Source organism: Niallia taxi (genome assembly GCF_032818155.1).
Taxonomy (GTDB): Bacteria; Bacillota; Bacilli; order Bacillales; family Cytobacillaceae; genus Niallia; species Niallia taxi_A.
On sequence record NZ_CP102590.1, the window covers coordinates 736,074 to 759,803 of the forward strand.

The window sequence follows — 23,730 nt, forward strand, 5'->3', positions numbered from 1 at the left end:
AATTGATCTCTTAAGAATCAGCATTTTTGGATACAGAATAATTTATACTAGCTAACATAGTTGGAAAATTTTTATTATCCATCATTAATTAAGTAAGTTCTTCTCTTCTAAAAACGTTTTAGCAACATCGCTTGCTTTTTTCTTCTCAACTGCAACTTCATAGTTCATTTCTCTCATTTCGTCATCTGTTATTTGATCTGCTAGTTTATTTAATATGTCTTCTAACTCTGGGTATTTCTCTAACGTCTCTTTTTTTAGGATTGGTGCTCCTTGATATGGTGGAAACAGGTTTTTGTCGTCTTCTAAAACAGTTAAATTATTTCGTTGGATTTCACTATCTGTTGAATAGGCATCTACAATATTTATATCGGCTCTTTTAACAGCAGCGTACCTCAATTCAGGCTGCATGATGTTTACCTTGGAGAACTGGATACCATAGAGATTTTGGATTCCTACATATCCATCTTGACGTTCTGGAAACTCTGGTGTAAAGCCTGCTTTCATACTTCCTTCAATTGCTTTTAAGTCGGAAATGGTCTTTAAATTATACTGTTTTGCGAGTGCTGCAGGAACAGCTAATGCATAGGTATTATTGTATTTCATTGGCTTAAGCAAAACTAAATTCAATTTAGTTAAAGCCCCTTCTTTCGCTTGATTATAAACCTCTTGGCTATCCGTACTTTTCGGCTGGTCTTTTAAAAGATCAACGATAACGGTCCCAGTAAATTCCGGATAAATGTCTATATTGCCTGATGTTAAAGCGTTATAGACAAAAGTAGTTCCTCCCAAATTTGGTTTGATGTCCACTGTTAGGGAAGATTCCTGTTCAATTAGCAGCTTATACATATTCATTAATATTTCCGGCTCTGGTCCCATTTTGCCGCCTATTATTATATCTGCATCTTTAGGCTGATTTAAGGCGGATACTGTGATAATTAAAAATGCAATTACGATTACAGATACGATTGAAACAAATGCTTTCTTAAAAGAAAGCTTTTCAAATTGTCTTAATAAGAAGTCAAAAAACAGGGCTAAAAGAGCCGCTGGAATGGCACCTAATAGGATAAGAGTAGTGTCATTTCTGCTAATCCCCACTGTAATTAAGTCTCCCAAACCTCCTGCACCAATAAGTGCAGCAATTGTAGCTGTACCAATGATAAGAACCATCGCTGTTCTTATACCAGCCATAATAACTGGCATGGCAAGAGGTAGCTCTACCTTAAAAAGCAGCCTTCGGTTATTCATTCCTAACCCTTTTGCGGCCTCAATTAAATTTGGATCAACCTCTTTTATTCCTGTATAAATATTTCTTAGAATTGGAAGTAATGCGTAAATAACTAATGCAATAATCGCTGGTATTGTTCCGATTCCAACAATCGGAATAAGTAAACCTAATAAAGCTAAAGACGGTATTGTTTGGAATACAGATGTAATGCCGATAATGATTTCGGCAGCCTTTTTCTTTCTTGTTAAATAAATCCCGAGCGGAACTGCGATAATTAATGCAAAAAAGAGCGCAATAAATGATATTTCGATATGCTGAATTAAATCCTTTAGTAACTCCCCTTTTCTTTCTAAGAAGGCTTGATATAGATTACTCACTCATTTCCACCTTCCTTCATGCCATTTAATTGATATTGGATAAGCGATTGCCTATCTATCAAGCCAATGATTGCTCCATCCTTTTCAATTCCTATTTGATCGTTTTCAGACAGTGCTTCTAAGGTTTCTTGGAAAGAGCTTGTTACTGGAATAATCGGTCCGGCGAAATGACTGATGGTTAATGGAGACAGAATATGTTCAAGCTTAAAGGAAATATTTTCATGACTTACCCTTCCAATAAAATCTTTTACAAAATCATTCACAGGATTATTTATTAATTCCTCTGGAGTTCCAATTTGGATAATCTCCCCATCTTTCATTATGCAAATTCTATCACCTAATTTTAATGCCTCCTGCATGTCATGTGTGACGAAAACAATTGTCTTTTTTATCGCTTTTTGCAGGCTTACAATATCATCTTGAAGCTTTTCTCTGCTTATTGGATCAAGAGCACTAAAGGGCTCATCCATTAGGATTATTTCTGGGTCTGCGGCTAATGCTCTGATTACCCCTATTCTTTGCTGTTGTCCGCCAGACAGCTCATTCGGTTTTCTGTTTTTATATGTTTGCGGCTCTAATCCGACCATTTCAAGCAATTCATCAACTCTTGCAGCTATCGTCTCTTTCGTCCACTTTTTCATTTCAGGTACAACTGCTATATTTTCTGCAATGGACAAATGAGGAAATAAAGCAATTTGTTGCAATACATAGCCAATATTCCAGCGCAGTTCACTAATTTCGTATTCACTTATTTTTTTCCCATCAACGAGAATGGTTCCATTTGTTATATCTATTAACCGATTTATCATTTTTAATGTGGTCGTTTTACCACTCCCGCTTGGCCCAATCAGAACAAATAGTTCTCCTTTATTGATTGTTAGATTTATTGAATTAACAGCTGTCGTACCATCTTGGAATAGCTTCGAGACATTTTCAAATTGAATCATATGTAATCTCCCTTACATTTATTATGTATTTACTATTACAATCTTGCCATTTGCAGTATTGCTCTCCATCATCAAGTGGGCTTGGCTAATCTCCTCTAAAGTAAATACCCTTGCTATCGGTACTTCTATCGCAAATTGTTCCATATGTTGAAATAATTTAGTCAGCAATTGGGGTTTGAAGTTAACTCCACTGTCAAATTGGGTAAAATACGTTCCAGAAGGGATATCTACCATTGGCTCAAAGCTTGCCATCTCCCATTCACCGCCCAATATGCCAGCCATACAAAGGATTCCTTTTTCATCAAGCATCCTCAGCGAATTCTTTAATGTGACAGTGCCAATTAGTTCTAATATCTTATTAACGCCATCTGGGAAAATACTATAAAGCTGTGGCTGTATATCCCCTTCATCTAATAAAACGTAATCAGCACCAAGCTTGTTCAATTGTTCTACCTTTTGTTTATTTCGTGTTGTTGACACAACTGTTACGCCAATACTTTTAGCTAACTGGAGTGCAGCTATTCCTACCGAACTTGTGCCGCCACGGATTAGAAGGGTATCCCCTGTTGTCAGCATTAAACTATCAAATAATGAAGCATAAGCTGTATAATACATTTCGGGAATTGCCGCAAGCTTTACCCAATCCAGTTCATTGTTTATGGCATATACTTGGCTGGAAGGTATTAGTGCATATTCTGCATAACTTCCATTAAATTCACGACCTAGCCCCCCCATCAAGGAAACGACCCTTTGCCCTTTTTTCATCGTACTATCTGATGGATCTGCAATCTCTCCAACACATTCGATCCCAATAATTCGCGGCAGCTTCACAGATGGTGAATGCCCTTGTCTTGTATAAATTTCCGAACGATTGATTCCGAAGGCTTTTATTTTTACTAGTACCCATCCTGGCTTCACTTTAGGCATTGGTACTTCCTTTAAATATAAATCCTGTGGTGCACATGCTTTTTCTAAAACAACTGCTTTCATTCAAGCGCACTCCTTTGCTTTATCAATTCATGAACGTATCTGACTTTTAATAGATTTTACTTTTAGAGCATTTTTAACCGCAACGAGTAGGTCAGCACAGCAACAAGACCACTGCAGAAAATAATGAACCCAAATGGTATGGCAGAATTTTCACCGGCTATTCCTACAAGGGGGCCAAAAATGGCACCTAATAAAGTCGGACTAATACCAAGTAAGGCAGATGCACTTCCTGCAATATGGCCTTGCCTTTCCATCGCTAACGTAAAAGATGCGGAGCTAATGTTACCAGTTGACCCAACAAACAAGAAAAGAGCGATAACTAGAGCATATAAAGGACTTTGAATAAGTACTATCAACATTACTGCTCCGCAAGAGATAAATGCGACAGCTAACCCTATTAAAACAATTTGTTGTTCTGCGATTTTACCAGCCATTTTTTTAACAAATTGAGAGCCAAGGATTAAGCTGATACCATTTAAAGAAAATAAAAGTGAATAAAGCTGTGGAGAAATACCATAAATCTTCTGATAAACAAATGGTGATCCAGAAATATATGCAAATACCCCCACAAATATAAATCCTTGAATTAAGGTATATCCCAAAAACGTTCGATCTTTCATCAAAATGGTAAAATTCCAAAAAAACTCTCTTAAATTATTAGGGACACGCTTTTCGACAGGAAGTGTTTCTGTTAATCCCCAAGCTGTTAAACTTGTTAATAATATGGCAAGAACTCCTAAGAAGAGAAAAACACCAGTCCATACAGTAAACGCAAGAACTGCACTTCCTGCAAGTGGTGCAAGCAATGGAGCCAAATTGGTAAACATCATAAGCAAAGAAAAAAATTTAGTTAACTCTACTCCGCTATACATATCACTGACTATTGCACGCGAAATAACAATGCCTGCAGAAGCTGAAAATCCTTGAATAAAGCGTAAGGCAATAAACACCTCTATATTTGGTGCGAATACACAGGCAAAAGAAGAAACCAAATAAATAATCATCGAAATTAGTAAGGCTTACGTCTGCCATGAACATCACTTATAGATCCCATTACAAGCATCCCAATACTCATTCCAATCATACAAGCCGTCAAGCTCATCTGTATCATAGAGGCAGTTGTTCCAAAGTACTTCATCATTTGCGGAAATGCGGGAAGATAAGTATCAATAGTAAACGGCCCTAAGCTAGAAAACACAGCTAACAATATGGCAAGCCTTACTGAATTTTTGTTACTTTTATTTAGATTAGGATATTTATCGCCAGTAATATTCATTTTGGATTCATTCCCCTTTCGTTTTAAATGCTTAGAAAGATTTTAAATTTTAAAGAAACATACTGTATTTACATCTAAATTGACAATGAAATGGTTAAATCATAAAATCATGATAAATGTCATTGTTACTTTTGAAAAGTAGGTACCTTTAGGTTGTATAGTAACCTTTTAGTAACTATTGGAGGTCTTATGATGGAAACAAAAAAAGAACTGCCAGCTTGTCCTGTTGCAACAACAGTAGGACTGATAGGCAACAAGTGGAAGCTATTAATCCTAAGGGAATTATTAACTGGCACAAAAAGATTCGGTGAACTCAGAAGTGGCATTGAGGGCATTAGCCAAAAAGTCTTAACTCAAAATTTACGCTCTATGGAGGAAGATGGCATTATTAAATGCCAAGTTTTTGCAGAGGTTCCACCACGGGTCGAATATTCACTTAATGACTTGGGAAATAGTCTTAGACCAATAATTAGTGTTATGGAAGAATGGGGATTAGGTTATAAAGCATTGATAAACGGGGAAACAAATCAATTGATAGGCAATAAATAAAACTAGATTTAGAGCTGAGTCTTTGCCAGATTGTTGGATGACAGCTAATACATAATAAAAAATGTCTAATCCTTTATATAAAAGATTAGACATTTTTTACCATGGTTTTAATCTTTCTCTCATTGTCCATTACGAACTAACTTTTACGTCTGTGTTAATTTATATTTGTCCATAGCGCCACCGTTATTGTTGCAATCACTAATTCACTGTTTGTATTCTCCTATTCTATCTTACCAGTACATCCTCCAGCTCATAGCTGTACGGATTAAAGCTTCAAAATAATAATAATCTCCCCAAATACAACATTCATCAACCCCATTATCATCAGGCTTTGAGTAAACAGCATGTTGCAGAATACCATTGGAAGGAACCTCTTTCGTTGTATAGTTTGCGGCAAGTGATTTAATCATTTTTATGGCTGCATTTTCATAGAGTTCTCTGTATGGATTGGAAATCGGCAGGTGCTTGCTTAATTCTAACAGTCCACATGCCATGATGGCAGCTGCTGAACTGTCGCGCTCCTCCGTACCATCTGTAAAAACTAAGTCCCAATAACAGATTGCATCTTCAGGAAGGCGATTAAGAAAATAGTTTGCTAGTCTTTCTGATAAATCAAGGAATTCTCGATTCCCTGTATGCACATAACTTAATACAAATCCGTACACTCCCCATGCCTGACCACGAGCCCAGCATGATTGATCCGTATAGCCTTGCGCCGTCTTTCCATATAAGGGATTTCCGGTTTCCGTATCCATGTAAAAGGTATGGTATGTGGAAGAATCTGCTCTAACAATATATTTTGCTGCTTGTTCAGCATGATTTGCGGCAATATCATAATACTTTTTATCACCTGTTACCTTTGAAGCAAAATACAATAACGGCAAGTTCATGTTGCAATCTATAATCATTCTTCCATGCTGCTCAGGGTCCGATAAATCACCCCATGCTTGCAGAATTTTTGCTTTTTTATGATAGCGAGTCATTAACTTATCAGCCGCTTTTATGGCAGTTTCCTTTGCTGTTTTGTCATTCAGCACTTCATATCCCGCTACACAAGATAAAGAGTATAAAAAGCCAATATCATGTGTTTCTAACTGGATATTTTTTGTTAATCGGTCTTTAAAGCTTTCAAGCTGTATTTTTATTACATGAAGATACTTATCATCATTTGTATATTCATACGCTAGATAAAGCATGCCTATCCAAAAGCTCGCCGTCCAATCCGTGTTTTCTTCCGGGATATAAACTAAGTTTTTTGACGCAGCAGGCGGTACTTTCGTTTTAAATATATCGAGATTTTCATCTATTTTTCGCAAAACGAACTGAATTTCCTTATCCAACCACTCTTTATTTAATTCCGTTCTGATTTTAAAATTATTATGTTTTATCCCTTCATCAATGCTTTTCATATTCTGGCTCCTTCCATGATTTCAATTTATTAAGTCATAATGTCTGTTGAAAAAAATCTTCTACAAACACTGGTCAATTGGAAATGCCTTTCCTGACCAAGCTCTTTTCGATTTCCATTCCATCGATGGGTGACTCCAGAATGGATCTGATTCTGCCAGTCCTAGTGGCAGGAACATCGCGGCACATAAATAAACACTGCCTGTCGAGATATATCCTTCACCAATCTCTGGTTGATGGCCACAAAACATTATAGTAAGCCAGCCTGTATCGGTAAACGTACCCGGAGCTTCCATTGACCGTTTCAATACTTGAGTTAGCGCACTTCTGATTTGTTCAGGAGCTAATTCTCTCGGTAAATCCTGACGAAGTGCATGATGAGCTAATGTTTGAAAAACACCGAAGCGATAAGCAATCGATCTTCCAACTGGCGGAAAAGTCCCTTCTGGTGAAATTAAACGCTCTTGTATAACCGCATACCTTTTCGATCTTTCTATAAAAGTTCCCTTTCTTTCAAGCCAGTCCTTGTACTCATGTCCAACCGTTTCTAATAAATCTACTAGCATAGGATGGATAACAAAGCTATTATAATAATCATAATGAAACTCAGGACCATCGCTGTAAATTCCATCACCCAAATACCATTGATCAAATTGTTTAACAGCATAATCAATCCGCATCGGGTCCCAGTCCTTCTCACCAGCTTTATATAAAAAGGCCTCAATAACTGCAGAAAATAAAAGCCAATTAGAATAAAACGGTTTCCTTGTCCTGCTAGCTTTCATCGCGTTTATCACATTTTTCTTAACCCTTTCATGGAGTGGATCCCATAACTCATTTGGAGCTCTAAGAAAGGCATGGGCAAGAAAAGCTGTATCCACAATTGGCTGAAAATCACTAGAAAAATTCATGTAGTCTGGAGAATGAGGATCTGTACCTGCATCAATCGCTAAGCGTGCTAGCTCACAATACTGGATACGAAGTGCATTTTCCTCACTATTTTCGCTTTTCATTTCTAACCACGGAGCCATTCCAACAAGCAGTCGAGATAACGCTTCCAAATGAGTGAATTGATCACGGTTCGTGTCTTTTTTCATCTCGATCGGCATTACTTTTTTTAGAGTTCCAGCCTTTAAATTTTCAAGTACCGGGTTTGCAATTTTAAGCATGGCTTGAAGCCAATATTTGCGAATTTGCTCGTTCTCCTCGGCCACTTTTTCACCCTCCTATTTCTACCAATTTCTTTACTAAATTATAACTTACGTATTATTCTTAAAGTGTTTGTTAAATAACCAAAAATGTTGTTCTATTGCTCTATATCGGGAAAGATAAATAGTTAAAAAGAATAATCTAGAGATCTCGAATAGTAAGCTTTCAATGATTGATTAATAGGTGGAGGAATTTCGGTGAATAATTTATTTGAACAAATTGATCTTAAACCATTTAACTGGGTTTATCGCAGGGTTTCAGAGAAGGATTTCCAAGGTTATTATCACTGGCATCAAGGCTGTGAACTATTATTCGTCTATCGTGGAAAAGGGCGAGTAATTGTTAACCAGCAGACTTATGAGATCAAAAGAGGGATGCTTTTCTTTTTTCAGCCATTTCAATTACATAAAATACATGTAGAAGTATCACCTGAAACTCCGTATGAGCGAAGTATTCTTCATTTCGGTACGTTGATGCTTGGAGAAAGTAATCTTAACCATTTCCCTGGTCTTAATAGTCTGTTAAAACAATTACAATATGGCGTAAATGAGCTGCAGGCATTTGATTTAGAAGATATCTATAGTTACCTATATGAGGTTTATGAGATATTTAACAAATCATTACAAACAAAAAACTGGGAGGAAGATGCCCAGCTCTTTCTAATGCAGTTACTCTCTTGTATCCGCTTAAAAGACTACAATACTGATACTAATGCAACCTCTAATCTTCCTTTGCGGCCCTTGCTCTATTCTGAAAGGCTTATGAACTGGATAGAAGCGCATTATATGGAGCCCTTTAACTTAGAACAATTAGCTGATGAGCTTCATTTATCAAAATCATATTTATCAAGAAGCTTTAAACGTGAGACGGGAAGCAATTTAACAGAATACCTTACAATTCGAAGGATAAAGGAAGCATGTCAATTACTTGAGATGACTCATAAATCGGTTGAATTTATTGGTGAAAGTGTAGGACTAAAAAATGCGTCCTATTTTATTCAGTTATTTAAAAAAGTGATCGGAATCACCCCGCACCAATATAGGCTAACACACCAGAAAGCTTAAAGAATAGCATTAAAAAAACAATAAAAATAGTAAATGATTGAAAAGTCGAATGGAGACGTGTCTTATCAGATGTGATAAGACACGTCTCGTTTATATACAGAGTAAATCACCTTAGGTACTTGCGTTGTAATCTATTTAATTGCTATGCGAATCTCTATTTGACCATTAGGGTAATATTTCTCAAAATCATAGGAGTAAGCTCTTTTTAATTGCCCCTTCTCTTCACGTTCCCAAATCTTTTGCCAAGCATTTAATACTCCCGTTTCCTCAGAGGTATCTACAGTAAAAACTTCATATTCACTGGTATTTAGTATTGTAATGGAGGGATTGTATGTATCTTCTATAGCTACGCTTACTGTATAGTCACCTTTATAATTACTTTCGTAATTATAATACACTCCATATGTAGCCACATTTTGATTTTCCAAAAGACTTGATGCCTCTTTCCACATCTCTGTGATTTTTTGCATGATGGCTGCATCTTTAAAATTATTCGTTCTAACACTATTAAGAATTCTTAAATTCATATTAATTCTTCCTCCCGCATTTTTATTCGTAAAAGTAAAATTTCGCCATTTAATTTAAATAAATCATAAAAGCAATTAAACTAGCTGTTCTCCATTCACCTCAGATTCTATATTTCTATTTCTTTTTGCTATCAGTATCCGAAAAAGTCTGAATAATTAATATCAACTATACCATAAAATATTAAAAAAAGGAACTTATGTTCTCGTTTGATCAAATAAAAGCATAGCCCCCTTCCATTAACGGAAGAGGGCTATGTTCATCCATATTCAACTTACAGCAACTATTAATCTTTCTTTGACATCACTACCTCTTCAACAGCACTAGTAATATCACTCGCTGTTAACTGATAAAATTCTTTTAAATATTCAAGCTTACCAACCTGACCGAATTGCTCTTTGCCGCCAATACGTTTCATTGGTGTAGGGCAATGTTCACTTAATACCTCTGCCACAGCACTTCCTAGTCCTCCGATGATATTATGATTTTCTGCTGTAACAATTGCTTTTGTTGTTTGAGCGTACTTCACAATTAAGTCCTTATCAATTGGTTTAATTGTGAACATATCAATAACCGCTGCTTTTATTCCTTGTTGTTGAAGTATGTCTGCTGCCTTTAATGATTCAGCCACCATAATACCGCTCGCAATAATCGTTACATCCTCCCCTTCACGAAGGACCTTCCCTTTTCCCGCTTCGAAAACTTCATTTTCCGGGTAAAGCTTTACTGCGTTTTTACGGATTGTGCGGATATAATGGATGCCATGCTCTTTTTCCACCTTTAGAAGCAGGTAGCGCAGCATAGTAGAATCACTTACTTCATAAACATGACAATTTGGAATGAGCCTGGCTAGGCCGAGATCTTCAAATGCCATATGTGTACCACCGTTATGCTCTGCGGTTACTCCTGAATCAGATCCTAATATTTTTATATTTGTTTTAGCATAGGCGCCTGAAATGAACAGTTGATCAAAGGCACGACGGGTAGCGAACTGACCGAATGTATGAACAAAGGGAATTCTTCCTGTTAGCGATAAACCTGCGGCAACTCCCATCATATTTGCTTCCATAATTCCTGTATTGATCAGTTGATTAGGGATTTCCTTGATAATTTTATTCGTTGAAATGGCGCTCATTAAATCTGCTTCTAAGCCTATCACCTGAGGATTTGCCTTAGCCATTTCCATTAAAGTATTTGCATATACCTGACGCATTTCCACGCTTTCTAATTCATAGTTTTTAGACGCTGTAATCATCCCTTCACACCCTTTCCAAGTTTCGTTTCTAATTCGGCAACTGCACTTAAAATAGCTGCTTCATCTGCTTCACTAGGACGAATATGATGGTTATCGGCCTTCTCCTCTAAATAAGGAACCCCTTGCCCTTTGACTGTATCTAGTATAATTGCTATCGGCTTAGCATTTTGCGCTTTTCCCAGTTCAATTGCTTCATATATTTCTTGCACGGAAGCACCATCCACCCTCCTAACATAAAAGCCAAAGGCATTAAATTTCTCTACGAAATCTAGTGGATCAATAATATCCTTCGTTAACCCATCTAGCTGTTTTTTATTGTCATCAACAAGTACAACAAGCTGATTCAGCCTGTGATGCGCTGCAAATTGAAATGCCTCCCAGCACTGTCCTTCGTTTAATTCACCATCTCCCACAATACAATACGTATAGTTGTCTTTATGAGCGAGCTTATGAGAAAGTGCTACTCCAACAGCCGCTGAAATTCCTTGCCCGAGAGAGCCTGTTGTCATATCGACGCCAGGTGTTAAATTTTTGTCTGGATGTGAAGGCAGCTTCGTACCATTTTGATTTAATGTATACAAAAGGTCTTCTGGGAAATAGCCTTTAGCCGCTAAAGTTGCATATAAACTCGGTCCACCATGCCCTTTTGATAGAATAAAATAATCACGCTCTTCCCAATTAGGATTTTCCGGGTCTATCTTCATCACTTTTCCATATAAGACGGCCAATGCTTCAACAATTGACAAGCTTCCGCCATAATGACCAAAACCTAAGTTATATAACTCTTTTAATGTTTTTAAGCGTATCTCATCTCGGAACAGCTCTAACTTTTGTGTATCCAAACTCATACTAATTCCTCCTTTTGTAAACAAATGACCTGCTATATCAAACATCTCTTCACAAGCAGCGTTAGCGTTCCATATACCTTCTTAGCATCAGACACCAAGCTTTTGTGAATTATTGCTGTCTTTGTTTTTCTTAAAGAAGCCAAATACAACAGCAAGTAAGACAAGACCAACAACCGTAATGGTAACACCAGTAGCTCCAAACGATTTAGCGACGTTTCCAAGAACAATTCCAGATACAGCGAAGTCTGCATCAGAAAATGTTGTGCTAACAAAGCCTAAGTCTCCAAGTACAGGCATTAAGAATACAGGCAGGAAGGTGATTAATAATCCATTAACAAATGATCCAACTGTAGCGCCTCGAACGCCACCTGTTGCATTTCCAAAAACCCCAGCTGTTGCACCAGTAAAGAAATGCGGGACTACACCTGGCAAAATGATTACGGAGCCTGTCAGTGCAAGGATTACCATGCCGACAATTCCGCCAGCAAAGCTTGAAAAGAATCCAATTAAAACTGCATTTGGCGCATATGGAAACACAATAGGGCAATCAAGAGCAGGCTTAGAATTCGGAACTAGTTTCGTAGAAATCCCTTTAAATGCTGGGACGATTTCTGCTAATACGAGACGAACTCCTGAAAGGATGATAAATACTCCTGCAGCAAAAGTAACTCCTTGAATAATAGAGAAAACAAGGTAATGACTGCCATTACTTAGTTCCTGCTCCACATAGGAAGGACCAGCAAAAAGGGCAATGATTACATAAAGAACCACCATTGTTAACGAGATTGTCACAGAACTATCACGCAAGAAGCCTAAACCTTTCGGAAAGTTTATCTCTTCTGTTGAGCGTGATCCTTTTCCTACAAGCTTTCCAATAAGTCCAGACGCAACATAGCCTAAGCTCGAAAAATGGCCAAATCCAACATTATTGTTACCTGTAATTTTACGCATAATCGGCTGACAAATTGCAGGAAACACTGCCATGATTAACCCTAGGGCAAGTGATCCAATAATAATAAGGGGGATTCCTTTTAAACCAGAGACAACTAAGATAACAGCAAGCATACATGCCATATATAAAGTATGATGACCAGTTAAAAAGATATATTTCAATTTTGTAAACCGTGCAATTAAAATGTTGGCAATCATTCCAAAGAACATAATAAAGGCTGTCGTACTGCCAAATTCGTTAAGTGCCACTGCAACAATTGCCTCATTATTCGGAACAACACCTGTTACATTAAAGGCGTGCTGAAACATTTTCCCGAACGGATCGAGAGACTGAGTTATGATTCCAGCGCCTGCTGAAATCACTAGAAAGCCAAGAAACGTTTTAGTTGTACCCTTTACGATTTCACTTGTTGGTTTTTTCTGTATAATAAGTCCTACTAATGAAATTAATGCAATTAAGACAGCTGGTTGGCTCAAAATATCCATCATCAATTTGAGAATTCTTTCACCCATTATATATGCCTCCCTATAGTTCACTTAAACTAGCATTTGATTCTTACAGCAAGCCCTTTTGTTGTAAAACTTCTTGCAGTTTCGCTCGTAGCCCATCCATATCTATGATGCTATCAATAACAATAACCTCACCTAAATGGCCCATTCCTGTGGCAATGTCCTTTGCCGCTATAAACAGATCTGCTGAATCTGGCGTTGCTGAGCTAAGGTCACAATGATCTACCTCAATCCCACTGATCCCAAGCTCTGACAAAATTTGCTGCACGTTCATCTCCAACATAAAACTGCTTCCTAAGCCTGTTCCACAGATTGCTAATATTTTCATCTTTATTCCTCCTAGTAAATGTTTTTTATATTAAACCGCTCCCGAATATAGCTCGAATAAATGAAGAATGCTCTCCAATGACTCTGTTTCTTTTAACATTTCAATGTTGTTTTTATCGCTCAGCAGCTTCGTCAATTGCGACAGTGCTTTAAGATGTGTTGTATTATCGCTGGCCGCAATACAGAAAAACAAGCGGACAGGGTATCTTTCATCATTTAAAATATATACAGGCTCATTAAGCTTTAAAAAGCTCATCCCAACTCGATTCACTCCCATTTCCGGCCGTGCATGCGGGATGGCAACTTCAGGACCAAGTACTACATATGGGCCTAATGTTTTAATATTGGCAATCATCGCTTCTATATAAGAGGACTCAATTATGCCTTTTTCTAACAACGGATTTGCTGCAAATTTTAAAGCTTCCTCCCAATCGGGCAGTTGTTCTACAACTTGAATGGTGTCTTCTTTTAATAAATCGCTTAACACAGGTTGGTTCCTCCCCCTCTGAATATCTGTTTTTCGATGATAAGTCAGTTGACTTAAAGCACTTGTTAACCCCTTTTCATCATATATATTTGCATACCGCCCAATTGTTTGGACAAGCTCTTTCAAAGATATATCATGGTATTGAATATTAAATAGCTGCTGATATACTTCATTAACTAAGCTGTTTTTTTCATTTGGCGTCATTAATGGCTTAACATAATAACAAGGCAGCTTTGACTCGATCTCTACTGTCGAAAAAACAAGGTCGTATTGATTAACATCCTCTTTTTGATATCCTTGTAACGATAATGTTTTTTCTACCGTTATTTCTGAAAAAAGCGACTCGACAAGATGTCTTACCATTAACGAAGAGCTAACACCACTTGGACATACGACAATAGCACGTTTCTTTTTCGGCATAGCCTGCTTTGGTTTTGCTAATAATGCCCCAAAATGAATCGTAATAAAGCCGATTTCTTCCTCTGGGATATTTATTCCTAATAGTAAGCCAATCGGCTGGATCAGCTCCTGTACAATGGTATAAAGCTCTTTATGCTCATTTTTAATTTGTTTGATTAACGGATTATTAATAGGAATGCGGTATTTCATTCGATAATAAGCTGGCTTTAAATGTTGATACAAGGTGTGAACAACTTCACCCTTTTTTTCAAAAACGATGGCCGCTTTATATTCAAAATCAAATACTAGCTGTTCACATAAGTTGAAGAGTAAATCCCTCCCGCTGCCTTGAGTAGCATGACTTCCCAATGAGAGCCCTAATAATTGAATCGTAAAATAGCATAATTCATTTTCATCTGCCTCTAAATCAAGAAAGCGACATAATTCCTCTGCGACTAACCACATAGGGTCTTTTTTTAATAATGCGATCTCATCATAGTGAAAACGAATTAATTTCTGCTCTTTAAGCCGATAAGAATAAAAAATAAGAAAATAAGTAAATTGATGCAATCGTTCCTCTACAAAATGTAAATCAAACTCTTTTTCTATTTGGGTTAATACACGGTGAATCCAATCTAATTGAATTGGATCTTTTCGGTCGTTTCCCAAATAACTGATAATCGTTGAGAAGTAAGGTACTTGCAGCATCTTAGCTACATGATGTTGGAGAAGAATTCTCTTATCAGACTCTGTTCCAGAAAGATGGTAGCCCTTCTGCCTGGAATAGCGAATTTCGACCAATGATGATTGATTTTTTTGATTGGCCTTTTTGACATCGGATATAACCGTATTTTTACTAACCTGTAAAAGCTGTGTTAAATGAACAGATGAAATGGCTTCCTGCCGAATAAACAGATAAAAATAAATGAATATTAAACGTTCCTCTTCTGTTAAAAAAATAGATTGTTCCTTTTTTTCTGGTTGCTGTTTTTTATAATGGAACACCACCTCTTCTGGGACTTGAATATAATTAATTCCTTTGTACGCAATACTAGGCAGCTTTCGCTCCTTTAACCAATAATTGATTTTATCCAAATCATAGGCAATTTGCCGTTTGGATAATTGAGTTTGTTCGATAACCTGATTCATAGTTGTACTCTTCACTTTTAAAAGGTACTCCAGTAAAAGTGCAGGTCGTTTATCAATCATCATTGGAACTACCTCCTGAAACAATCTTATAATAAAACGCTTACATTTAGAGATATCATTGGGAACAAACAATGGTATGCGCGCGTTAGCAAAATTGTGATGAACCCCTGTTGAGACAAAGCTTTGTTTCCTCCTTAACCTTTCCTTGTCTCTATCTATAAAGTACATTTGAGTATAACCATTTAATCATCCAGCCTCAAGAGGATTTTTTATTGGTGGGTTAATAGCCATTTGCTTTTAAAAAATGGTAGAGCTTCACATAATGGAAAACACAATTGAAATTTTTATACCGACAAAAAAAGGCATTTTCCAATTAAGGAAAACACCTTTTTACACTGCTCTGCTATATTTTTAAAATTACCTTTTCATATATACCTTATAGTAATGCTTGAATTCCGATATAAAACTCATATAAGAAATAGAAGCCGAATCCAGACAATAAAATCCCTGCAATAATAGATGTCCATTTAATCATTTGGCGGTTCATAATTTTTCTTGTAAACGACACGATCGTTAACAACCCAATATCATGTAATAAAATGCCTGTAATAATACCTAATGCAACAATGACAAAGCTGTTTGATTCACTGCCTTTATAGGAATCTGCTAACACAGCTCCAAATACAGAAACCCAAAACACTAAATTCCCAGGTGATACCGCGACAAGCAGGCCATTACGATATGTTTTGAAAAAGGATTTGTTGACTTTTTCACCTGCCATAGTAATATCCTTATCTGCGTTTTTAATAGAATCATAGGCAAGGAAAAATAAAAAAATGGCTCCCACAATCCATAATGGCATTTGTATAAAGGGAATAGCTAATATCTTCGCTAAGCCTAAATACAGTGCTATGATCAAAATTAAATCAACAGTCATACCTCCGATACCTACTGCCCATCCATGCAAAAACCCATTTTTTAAGCCTTGCTTCGTCATCTCAACTGTAATTGCTCCAACCGGCATTGCAATCGCAAGCCCAACCATTACATAAGCAAAATACAAACTCACATAAACACTTCTTTCAACTCATAAGATTCCTTCTTACGTCCGTTTATATGAATTATTATACATTAGATTTTATAAAAATGAAATATTATCCAGTGATTTCTCTAGTAATTTATTAAGTCTCTTATACTATTTCACTACTATAAGGATTGACCTTGCCTGTTTTCCGCCTAATGAGAGGTTGGGACAAAATAAAATATAAGCTATCTACACACGAATAACAGATAATTTCTTCTAAACCTTGTAATGATGGACCTTTGGATTATAAACAGGAATGCTCCTCGTTTTCGCCTGCGGGGTCTCATCTTTTCCTCTATTTCCCTTAGTAGCCGATTCGCCTACGCTCCATTCCACTAAAAAGTTTAGATATAGTATTCCAACAGAAAATACAACAGCACAAACCAAAACTATTAGTCAAAGACTTAAATATACCGGTACGTGATTATACTTAATTACTTATGTCCCAGCCTCATTTCCATCTGATAAGGTACTTACCCTAATTTACGCTTAAACTCTTTACTAGCGAATACGTAAGCTAGTATCGTTATCCCCACACACCAGACAAGCGCAATCCAAATATCGTTTCCAACATAACCTTCATATAAGAGGGCTCGAATACTGTTTACGATTGACGTTACAGGCTGGTTCTCAGCGAACACACGAACAATTGTAGGCATCGTTTCTGTCGGAACAAAGGCAGAACTTATAAAGGGCAGGAATACTAGTGGGTATGAATAGGCTGTTGCCCCTTCCATTGAAACAGCTGTTAATCCAGGAATGATCGCCAGCCATGTTAGTGCCAGGGTAAACAACCCTAATATCCCAGCAACCGCAAGCCACTCAACGATATGAGCGCTTGTGCGGAAACCCATTAAGAGCGCGACAAGAATAACCAGCACGACAGTAAGTGCATTCGAAACTAGTGATGTTAACACATGAGCCCATAATACTGCAGAGCGCTTGATAGGCATAGTATAAAATCTTGCCATTAAACCGCTCTTAACATCATTGAACAGTCTTACAGAAGTATAAGCGACACCAGATGCAATCGCCATAAGCAAAATTCCCGGCAATAAATAATTAACGTAGTTATCCGTGCCTGTCTTGATGGCACCGCCGAATACATAAACAAACAGCAGCATCATCATAATCGGCGTAATCGCCACTGTAATAATCGTGTCAGGGCTACGCATAATATTTCGCATTAAACGCCCAAGTAGTACTCCAGTATTGCTGTTCATCTATTTCTCCTCCTTTTTGCTAATGATTGCGAGGAATATTTCCTCTAATGTTGGCTGCTTCTCGATATATTTCACTTCCGCTTTCGGAAACATCTCTTTAAGTTCATTAAGGGTACCTGTCGTGATGATCTTTCCGTCATGCAAAATGGAGATGCGGTCTGCCAGTTGTTCTGCTTCCTCCAAGTACTGGGTTGTCAGCAAAATCGTTGTGCCGCCGCGGGCGAGCTCCTTGACAGTATTCCAGACCTCAAGTCGCGCTTCAGGATCAAGCCCTGTCGTCGGTTCATCGAGAAAAATTACTTCAGGTGTTCCAATCAGACTCATAGCAATATCAAGCCGGCGCCTCATTCCACCTGAATATTTGTCTGCGCAAAGGTTGGCCGCTTCTTGCAGACTGAATTTCGCAAGAAGTGTATCAGCAACTTGTGCTGGATTGGGTACTCTCCGCAGCTTGGCAATCATCAGCAGATTTTCTCTTCCTGTCAGCATACCGTCTAAAGCGGAAAACTGTCCTGTCAGACTAATGCTTTTGCGTACAAGCTCAGAATGAACCATGACATTATGGCCACAAATTGCAACCTCACCACCATCAGGCTTCAGCAGCGTTGACAGGATATTTACCGTTGTCGTTTTACCAGCTCCATTTGAGCCAAGCAGGGCAAAAATTTCACCACGCTGCACTTCAAAGTTCACTTCTTTTAATACCTCTTTGTCTTTAAAGGCTTTTTTTAGTCCCTTAACAGAAATTACTGGACTGCTCATTTTTTTGCCTCCTAAAGGATAATTTTAGAACCAGCTATATAGTCTGACTAATATTCAGTATTACTTAGTACCAAATTAAAAATATAACTGAATAACGAAGGAAAATAACAATCAGCTATTCAGTCTGGATTCAAACTATTCCATTTCACTTTTTTCCTAATTCATCCATGATACTCTTATTCAAATCTTCACGGTACTTAGCAACATATGTTTTTGCGTTTGCGACAAGCTCATCAGCAAATGTGGCAACATCTTCACCAGTTATCTCCAGCACTTGTCTGCCTTCTGCTGCACCACCTTCAAATAACTCTATTAATTCATACTGAATATGCAGCATATCCATTCCGTTGCCTGCAGAGAATTGCCACATATAGTTTTGGATTTTCTTAAAGACAAACTGGTAGTCCTCTGGCAATGCTTCAACCCGTGCCATCATCATCTTATATTCTTTTTTATCACCAAGCATTTTTTTAAACATTTCCAACATATTATTTTCCTCCTTGTTTTAAAAACTAAGCAGCAGTATTTCTCATGAAGCTATGTTGACTTTAAGACACCAATTTTCGAAGATACGAAATCCCACTTTTTCCAAAACAATTCAAGCTCCTGCCGACCAGCCTCATTAAGTGAATAAAACTTTCGCGGCGGTCCCATATCAGATGGTTTCTTTTCTATGTTGACCAGTTTTTTCCTCTCAAGTCGCACAAGAATGGTGTAGACTGTTCCTTCCACAACCTCGGTAAACCCAAGCTCATTTAAGCGACGGGTAATCTCGTAGCCATAGGTTTCTTTACGACTGATGATTTCCAGTACACAGCCCTCTAAGGAACCCTTTAGCATTTCAGTTAAATTTTCGATGTTCAGCGCCTCCTCTATTTTGTGTGACTTATATTCAGTGTTACTTAGTACTAAAATAAAAATGATACCGAACAGCATTTTGTTAGCTATTCAGTATTACTGATTACAGCTACATTGTAGCACCGAGTAGAAGAGGAGTCAATGGGAGCTTTTAAATAATAAAAAAATAGTCAGCTATCCATTTTACACACCTATAAAAAACCCCTAATCACATAATGCAAACAACCACTACCTTAAAAGGCAGTGGTTTTACATAAGTATTTAACATGCAAACTGCAAGAATCATATTATTATTGAGCTTTGCTGCTATTATGTGGATAACAACGATCATGACACTCAAAACTATATGAATCAAGCTCGTTATCAATTATTTCTGTTTGATAGTTGTTTTTTTGTAAATAATTTAATAACTCCGGGAGTTGTGAGACAGTCCCACTTCGGTCATGCATTAAAATAATCGGAGCATGTTTAGACGGATCTAACGTTTTTAATTGATCAATGACGTCTTGGACATAATTTTTATTAGAAGCACTCCAATCATCACTGTCCACATTCCAGTCCCATAAGATAAATTTATTATCACTTAAAACCTTTCTAAATGAATCTGTTAAATAAGGAATGCTGCCATATGGTGTGCGGATTAGATTTGTTTTAACACCTGTTATGCTCAGTAATGTTTCTTGAGCAGTTTGCATTTCCTGTAAAGCAGATTCTGGTGATTGATAAAATTTACTGACATCATGTGTAACACCATGTAAACCAACTCCATGCCCATCTTTCACAGTCCGTTTTACCGCGTCAGGAAATGCCTTCATTCCCGGTTCTAACATAAAGAATGTTGCTTTAACCTTGTACTTGTCGAGAATATCCAATATTTCTAAAGAAGAAGCGGTAGGTCCATCATCGAAAGTAAGATAAACGGTTTTTTCATTCTTGTTATTTTCGGTTGCATTGTTACTCTTATTATCCCCTGTTGGTTTTTCAACCGCTTTGTCTTCTGTTACTTTTTCTTCCTTCTTTGAATCATTTGTAGTCTTATCTTCCTGGTTATCTTCTGTTACCTTTTCGTCCTTTTTACTTTCTGTCATCTTTTCATTCTGCTTATCTTCTGTTGTCTTTTCCTCCTGCTTATCGTCTGTTACTTTTTCGTTTTGTTTTTCTTCGGTTGTTTTTTCATTCTGATTTTCTTCTGTGGGCTTTACATCCTCATTATCTTCCTTCGTATTTTCAGCATTTTTATTTTCAGTCGTATTTTCAACGTTATTGTTTCCCTCTATTTGAACTTCATCTTGTTTACTTGTCATTTTGTCTTCTTCCATTTGTTTTGGCGCAGTGTCACTTGATAATATTCTATTCTTTTCGGCCATGACTAAAACTAATAATATGGCTAAAATACTAAATACGATAACTTTAATTTTTTTCATTTTACTGCCCTTCTCTTTCTATCTTTTAACTTATGACAATATGTATTTTATCTCTTTTCTCTTTTCCCTTTTCCATTAACAAAAAACACCAAAATAAAAAAGGCAAACAACTACTCAAAATAAGAAATTGTTTGACCTTCTTTTAAAATTAACTTTAATTTATAAAGATAAAAGTAAAAACAAACACTTCATTCTGTTTCATGCAGCATACATTTTTAAAAATTTAATGGTACTTGCCTTGATTCTTTCAATGTATCAAAAATAACTTAACTTCATTATATTTATGTAATATTTTAGCATATTTTTGAAATAATTTCTTTATCACCAATGGACTATTCTTAAAAATAAACTAATTTGTTTAACTAAAGGAATGATTGTTGTAAGTATGAACAATTGATTACCTATAAATAGTATTTCTGCAATTGAAATTTTACCCGGTTTAAAAGTGTGCAATTAAAAATCTACCCTTTTAAATAAAACTAATGAAATACTCTCTTACACTATGTTTAATACTAAATACATAAGAGAGAAAAATAAATGGAATACTTCCTATATCTATACTATAAAAAACGAGTTTTCTTCAAGAAAAGTTTCATTTTTTTTAAGAAAATTTCATTATTTTATCAATTTTTAGATATGATTGCGTTTAAATAATGTCTCAACAGAAAATATTAGTGATTTAAAGCTTCCAATTTGCAACGGGATATTATTTCTCATATTACAATGACTTTTTTAAAACACTTTTTATGAATAATAAAGAAAAAAAAACCAATCATAATAATAAAAATATGTGAGGATTTAACTATGTCATTTAAGATTCAAGCAATATTTAATATTTGTATGGTTACAATCTCCTGGTTATCTCTGTATTTTATTGGTATTAAAAATATAAAAAGATTTCTTCCAGCTACCATAATAATCGGTATTATTGAAATTTTGCATGCGAAGGTTGGAAAAGATCGTAAGTGGTGGGTGTTTTATAATAAGCCAAACACTTATGTTGTTGATGAATTGCCCTTTAATACCGGTCCATTTATCTTTATTACCATGTGGACATTAAAGATTGCCTATGGGAATTTCAAGAAGTTTATGCTAATCAATGCCCTCATACATGCGTTTTTTGCATTTCCTTATACTTTTGCTGCAAAAAAACTGAAATACTACACATTAGTTCGCTTTAACAATATCCAGTTTTTTATCTATTTCTTAATGAAAGCACCGTTATTGTATTTGTTACAATACCTTGTTGAAAGAAGCAATACTAGTGTACAGAAGCAGTAAAATGGGGAAAATAGCAAAAAAAACTGTCGACAAACATAATTTGTCGACAGTTTTTTATTGTTTAATTGCGGATTAGATAATCAAATGCTCCTAATGCAGCAGTAGCACCTGATCCCATGGAAATAATAATCTGCTTATATGCACTATTTGTACAATCTCCAGCAGCAAATACTCCAGGGATGTTTGTAGATCCGTGTCTATCAACAACGATTTCACCGAATCGAGTACGTTCAATCGTGTCACCTAACCAGTCAGTATTTGGCACAAGACCAATCTGAACGAACACACCTTGAAGCTCAACATGGTGAACCTCTTCTGTATCACGATCGATATAAGAAATGCCGTTAACTTTATCAGTACCGGTAATTTCTTTTGTTTGTACGTTCTTTAATACTGTTACGTTTGGTAGGCTGTATAGACGATCCTGCAATACTTGATCTGCTTTTAATTCTGGCATGAATTCAAGCACTGTAACATGCTTAACAATTCCTGCTAAATCAATTGCAGCCTCAATACCAGAGTTACCGCCGCCGATAACAGCTACGTCTTTTCCTTCAAACAATGGTCCGTCACAGTGAGGGCAGTACGCAACACCTTTGTTTTTGAACTCAGCTTCTCCAGGCACGTTAACATTTCTCCAACGAGCTCCTGTAGATAGAATGACAGATTTACTTTGAAGAACAGCTCCATTTTCTAGCTCTAATTCAATTAAATCTTTCTTTTCTAAACGTTTAGCACGCTGTAAGTTCATGACATCGATGCCATATTCCTTCACATGCTCCTCAAGGCTTGCTACAAGCTTGGGACCTTCTGTATGCTTCACACTAATGAAGTTTTCAATACCCAAAGTATCCATAACTTGTCCGCCAAAACGCTCCGCTACAATTCCAGTGCGTATACCTTTACGTGCTGCATAAATAGCTGCACTTGCACCAGCTGGACCGCCGCCGACAACTAATACATCATAAGGGTCTTTATTAGAAAGCTCTGAAGCATCTGGACCGCTGCCGATTTTATTAAGAATTTCTTCTAACGTCATACGGCCGCTGCCGAATGGTTCGCCATTAACGAAAACAGTTGGCACTGCCATAATATCCTTGCTTTCAACTTCCTCTTTAAAAGCTCCACCGTCAATCATCGTATGTGATATTTGAGGATTAAAAATACTCATCACATTCAATGCTTGGACAACATCTGGACAGTTGTGGCAAGTTAAACTGATATATGATTCGAAATGGTATTCACCTTTAATATTCTTAATTTGATCAAGCAAGCTTTGGTCTACTTTAGGAGCTCTCCCGCTCACCTGCAGCAGTGCCAAAACTAATGAAGTAAATTCATGGCCTAATGGAATCCCAGCAAAAATGACACCAGTATCTTCTCCAATACGGTTAACACTAAAGCTTGGTGTTCTTTCTAAAGTAGTATTTTCCACTTTAATTCTTGACGACATTGTAGCCAATTCATCTACTAAGGAAAGCATATCACTAGATACTTTATCAGTACCTGCACTAACCTTTAGTAAAACGTCGCCTTCCATCAGCTGAAGATATTGTTCTAATTGTGCTTTAATCTCCCCATCTAATAACATTGATGACACTCC

Annotated in this window: 23 protein-coding genes; 3 read left to right on the plus strand and 20 right to left on the minus strand. The window is 36.8% G+C overall.

Going from position 1 to position 23,730, the window contains the following annotated elements:
• Window positions 1-84: 84 nt before the first annotated feature.
• The 5 genes from NQZ71_RS22790 to NQZ71_RS22810 form a co-directional block, all read right to left on the minus strand.
• Window positions 85-1,602 (minus strand): ABC transporter permease/substrate-binding protein, encoded by a 1,518-nt coding sequence (locus tag NQZ71_RS22790; RefSeq protein WP_317011781.1) that lies wholly within the window; start codon window positions 1,600-1,602, stop codon window positions 85-87.
• Window positions 1,599-2,549, minus strand: a complete 951-nt coding sequence (locus tag NQZ71_RS22795) for an ABC transporter ATP-binding protein (RefSeq protein ID WP_317011782.1) — start codon at window positions 2,547-2,549, stop codon at window positions 1,599-1,601. The genes NQZ71_RS22790 and NQZ71_RS22795 overlap by 4 nt, the downstream gene beginning before the upstream one ends.
• Window positions 2,550-2,570: 21 nt before the next feature.
• Entirely contained in the window at window positions 2,571-3,539 is a 969-nt protein-coding gene (locus NQZ71_RS22800) for a zinc-binding alcohol dehydrogenase family protein (RefSeq protein ID WP_317011783.1), read from the minus strand.
• A gap of 62 nt (window positions 3,540-3,601) precedes the next feature.
• On the minus strand, window positions 3,602-4,531 hold the full coding sequence (locus NQZ71_RS22805) for a Bcr/CflA family efflux MFS transporter (RefSeq protein WP_317011784.1): 930 nt from the start codon (window positions 4,529-4,531) through the stop codon (window positions 3,602-3,604).
• Window positions 4,532-4,548: 17 nt separating this feature from the next.
• A complete protein-coding gene (locus NQZ71_RS22810; protein WP_317011785.1) occupies window positions 4,549-4,815 on the minus strand; it encodes an MFS transporter in 267 nt (88 codons plus the stop codon).
• A 192-nt stretch (window positions 4,816-5,007) separates the two neighbouring features.
• Between NQZ71_RS22810 and NQZ71_RS22815 the strand changes: the two genes are divergently transcribed.
• Window positions 5,008-5,364: a winged helix-turn-helix transcriptional regulator gene (locus NQZ71_RS22815; RefSeq protein ID WP_317012517.1), complete on the plus strand. Its 357-nt coding sequence runs from the start codon at window positions 5,008-5,010 to the stop codon at window positions 5,362-5,364.
• A 230-nt stretch (window positions 5,365-5,594) separates the two neighbouring features.
• Here the strand turns inward: NQZ71_RS22815 and NQZ71_RS22820 are convergent, their stop codons facing one another.
• Window positions 5,595-6,773, minus strand: coding sequence for a glycoside hydrolase family 88 protein (locus NQZ71_RS22820; RefSeq protein ID WP_317011786.1), 1,179 nt, complete (start codon window positions 6,771-6,773; stop codon window positions 5,595-5,597).
• Window positions 6,774-6,833: 60 nt separating this feature from the next.
• Complete coding sequence (locus tag NQZ71_RS22825) at window positions 6,834-7,940, minus strand: DUF2264 domain-containing protein (protein ID WP_317012518.1); 1,107 nt, start codon at window positions 7,938-7,940, stop codon at window positions 6,834-6,836.
• 237 nt (window positions 7,941-8,177) lie between these two features.
• Between NQZ71_RS22825 and NQZ71_RS22830 the strand changes: the two genes are divergently transcribed.
• Window positions 8,178-9,044, plus strand: a complete 867-nt coding sequence (locus NQZ71_RS22830) for a helix-turn-helix domain-containing protein (RefSeq protein ID WP_317011787.1) — start codon at window positions 8,178-8,180, stop codon at window positions 9,042-9,044.
• 131 nt (window positions 9,045-9,175) lie between these two features.
• On the opposite strand, the gene NQZ71_RS22835 is transcribed toward NQZ71_RS22830, so the two are convergent.
• From NQZ71_RS22835 to NQZ71_RS22890, 12 genes are all read right to left on the minus strand, one after another.
• On the minus strand, window positions 9,176-9,571 hold the full coding sequence (locus NQZ71_RS22835) for a GyrI-like domain-containing protein (RefSeq protein WP_317011788.1): 396 nt from the start codon (window positions 9,569-9,571) through the stop codon (window positions 9,176-9,178).
• 284 nt (window positions 9,572-9,855) lie between these two features.
• Window positions 9,856-10,824: a transketolase family protein gene (locus tag NQZ71_RS22840; protein WP_317011789.1), complete on the minus strand. Its 969-nt coding sequence runs from the start codon at window positions 10,822-10,824 to the stop codon at window positions 9,856-9,858.
• Complete coding sequence (locus NQZ71_RS22845) at window positions 10,821-11,672, minus strand: transketolase (protein WP_317011790.1); 852 nt, start codon at window positions 11,670-11,672, stop codon at window positions 10,821-10,823. The genes NQZ71_RS22840 and NQZ71_RS22845 overlap by 4 nt, the downstream gene beginning before the upstream one ends.
• Window positions 11,673-11,759: 87 nt before the next feature.
• Window positions 11,760-13,136: a PTS ascorbate transporter subunit IIC gene (locus NQZ71_RS22850; protein WP_144457138.1), complete on the minus strand. Its 1,377-nt coding sequence runs from the start codon at window positions 13,134-13,136 to the stop codon at window positions 11,760-11,762.
• 43 nt (window positions 13,137-13,179) lie between these two features.
• A complete protein-coding gene (locus NQZ71_RS22855; protein ID WP_127738611.1) occupies window positions 13,180-13,461 on the minus strand; it encodes a PTS sugar transporter subunit IIB in 282 nt (93 codons plus the stop codon).
• Between the two features lie 30 nt (window positions 13,462-13,491).
• Window positions 13,492-15,558 (minus strand): BglG family transcription antiterminator, encoded by a 2,067-nt coding sequence (locus NQZ71_RS22860; RefSeq protein WP_317011791.1) that lies wholly within the window; start codon window positions 15,556-15,558, stop codon window positions 13,492-13,494.
• 373 nt (window positions 15,559-15,931) lie between these two features.
• The gene (locus tag NQZ71_RS22865; protein WP_275008831.1) at window positions 15,932-16,564 is read right to left on the minus strand and encodes a LysE family transporter; all 633 of its coding nucleotides are present in this window, start codon (window positions 16,562-16,564) and stop codon (window positions 15,932-15,934) included.
• Window positions 16,565-17,052: 488 nt separating this feature from the next.
• Window positions 17,053-17,802, minus strand: a complete 750-nt coding sequence (locus NQZ71_RS22870) for an ABC transporter permease (protein WP_144457132.1) — start codon at window positions 17,800-17,802, stop codon at window positions 17,053-17,055.
• Window positions 17,803-18,564, minus strand: a complete 762-nt coding sequence (locus NQZ71_RS22875; protein ID WP_275008829.1) for an ABC transporter ATP-binding protein — start codon at window positions 18,562-18,564, stop codon at window positions 17,803-17,805.
• 145 nt (window positions 18,565-18,709) lie between these two features.
• Window positions 18,710-19,051, minus strand: coding sequence for a DUF1048 domain-containing protein (locus NQZ71_RS22880; protein WP_144457129.1), 342 nt, complete (start codon window positions 19,049-19,051; stop codon window positions 18,710-18,712).
• A 50-nt stretch (window positions 19,052-19,101) separates the two neighbouring features.
• The gene (locus tag NQZ71_RS22885) at window positions 19,102-19,422 is read right to left on the minus strand and encodes a PadR family transcriptional regulator (protein ID WP_144457304.1); all 321 of its coding nucleotides are present in this window, start codon (window positions 19,420-19,422) and stop codon (window positions 19,102-19,104) included.
• 290 nt (window positions 19,423-19,712) lie between these two features.
• Window positions 19,713-20,846, minus strand: coding sequence for a polysaccharide deacetylase family protein (locus NQZ71_RS22890; RefSeq protein WP_144457127.1), 1,134 nt, complete (start codon window positions 20,844-20,846; stop codon window positions 19,713-19,715).
• An 804-nt stretch (window positions 20,847-21,650) separates the two neighbouring features.
• Between NQZ71_RS22890 and NQZ71_RS22895 the strand changes: the two genes are divergently transcribed.
• A complete protein-coding gene (locus NQZ71_RS22895; RefSeq protein ID WP_260055725.1) occupies window positions 21,651-22,127 on the plus strand; it encodes a hypothetical protein in 477 nt (158 codons plus the stop codon).
• A gap of 61 nt (window positions 22,128-22,188) precedes the next feature.
• On the opposite strand, the gene ahpF is transcribed toward NQZ71_RS22895, so the two are convergent.
• Window positions 22,189-23,718: an alkyl hydroperoxide reductase subunit F gene (ahpF, locus tag NQZ71_RS22900; protein WP_317011794.1), complete on the minus strand. Its 1,530-nt coding sequence runs from the start codon at window positions 23,716-23,718 to the stop codon at window positions 22,189-22,191.
• Window positions 23,719-23,730: the final 12 nt, after the last annotated feature.

What these genes read in the sequence shown, in the direction of transcription:
- NQZ71_RS22795 (WP_317011782.1), bottom strand. Translation starts at nt 2,549, where the DNA reads ATGATTCAATTTGAAAATGTCTCGAAGCTATTCCAAGATGGTACGACA.
- NQZ71_RS22800 (WP_317011783.1), bottom strand. Translation starts at nt 3,539, where the DNA reads ATGAAAGCAGTTGTTTTAGAAAAAGCATGTGCACCACAGGATTTATAT.
- NQZ71_RS22810 (WP_317011785.1), bottom strand. Translation starts at nt 4,815, where the DNA reads ATGAATATTACTGGCGATAAATATCCTAATCTAAATAAAAGTAACAAA.
- NQZ71_RS22815 (WP_317012517.1), top strand. Translation starts at nt 5,008, where the DNA reads ATGGAAACAAAAAAAGAACTGCCAGCTTGTCCTGTTGCAACAACAGTA.
- NQZ71_RS22820 (WP_317011786.1), bottom strand. Translation starts at nt 6,773, where the DNA reads ATGAAAAGCATTGATGAAGGGATAAAACATAATAATTTTAAAATCAGA.
- NQZ71_RS22825 (WP_317012518.1), bottom strand. Translation starts at nt 7,940, where the DNA reads ATGCTTAAAATTGCAAACCCGGTACTTGAAAATTTAAAGGCTGGAACT.
- NQZ71_RS22835 (WP_317011788.1), bottom strand. Translation starts at nt 9,571, where the DNA reads ATGAATTTAAGAATTCTTAATAGTGTTAGAACGAATAATTTTAAAGAT.
- NQZ71_RS22840 (WP_317011789.1), bottom strand. Translation starts at nt 10,824, where the DNA reads ATGATTACAGCGTCTAAAAACTATGAATTAGAAAGCGTGGAAATGCGT.
- NQZ71_RS22845 (WP_317011790.1), bottom strand. Translation starts at nt 11,672, where the DNA reads ATGAGTTTGGATACACAAAAGTTAGAGCTGTTCCGAGATGAGATACGC.
- NQZ71_RS22850 (WP_144457138.1), bottom strand. Translation starts at nt 13,136, where the DNA reads ATGGGTGAAAGAATTCTCAAATTGATGATGGATATTTTGAGCCAACCA.
- NQZ71_RS22855 (WP_127738611.1), bottom strand. Translation starts at nt 13,461, where the DNA reads ATGAAAATATTAGCAATCTGTGGAACAGGCTTAGGAAGCAGTTTTATG.
- NQZ71_RS22860 (WP_317011791.1), bottom strand. Translation starts at nt 15,558, where the DNA reads ATGATGATTGATAAACGACCTGCACTTTTACTGGAGTACCTTTTAAAA.
- NQZ71_RS22870 (WP_144457132.1), bottom strand. Translation starts at nt 17,802, where the DNA reads ATGAACAGCAATACTGGAGTACTACTTGGGCGTTTAATGCGAAATATT.
- NQZ71_RS22875 (WP_275008829.1), bottom strand. Translation starts at nt 18,564, where the DNA reads ATGAGCAGTCCAGTAATTTCTGTTAAGGGACTAAAAAAAGCCTTTAAA.
- NQZ71_RS22880 (WP_144457129.1), bottom strand. Translation starts at nt 19,051, where the DNA reads ATGTTGGAAATGTTTAAAAAAATGCTTGGTGATAAAAAAGAATATAAG.
- NQZ71_RS22890 (WP_144457127.1), bottom strand. Translation starts at nt 20,846, where the DNA reads ATGAAAAAAATTAAAGTTATCGTATTTAGTATTTTAGCCATATTATTA.
- NQZ71_RS22895 (WP_260055725.1), top strand. Translation starts at nt 21,651, where the DNA reads ATGTCATTTAAGATTCAAGCAATATTTAATATTTGTATGGTTACAATC.
- ahpF (WP_317011794.1), bottom strand. Translation starts at nt 23,718, where the DNA reads ATGTTATTAGATGGGGAGATTAAAGCACAATTAGAACAATATCTTCAG.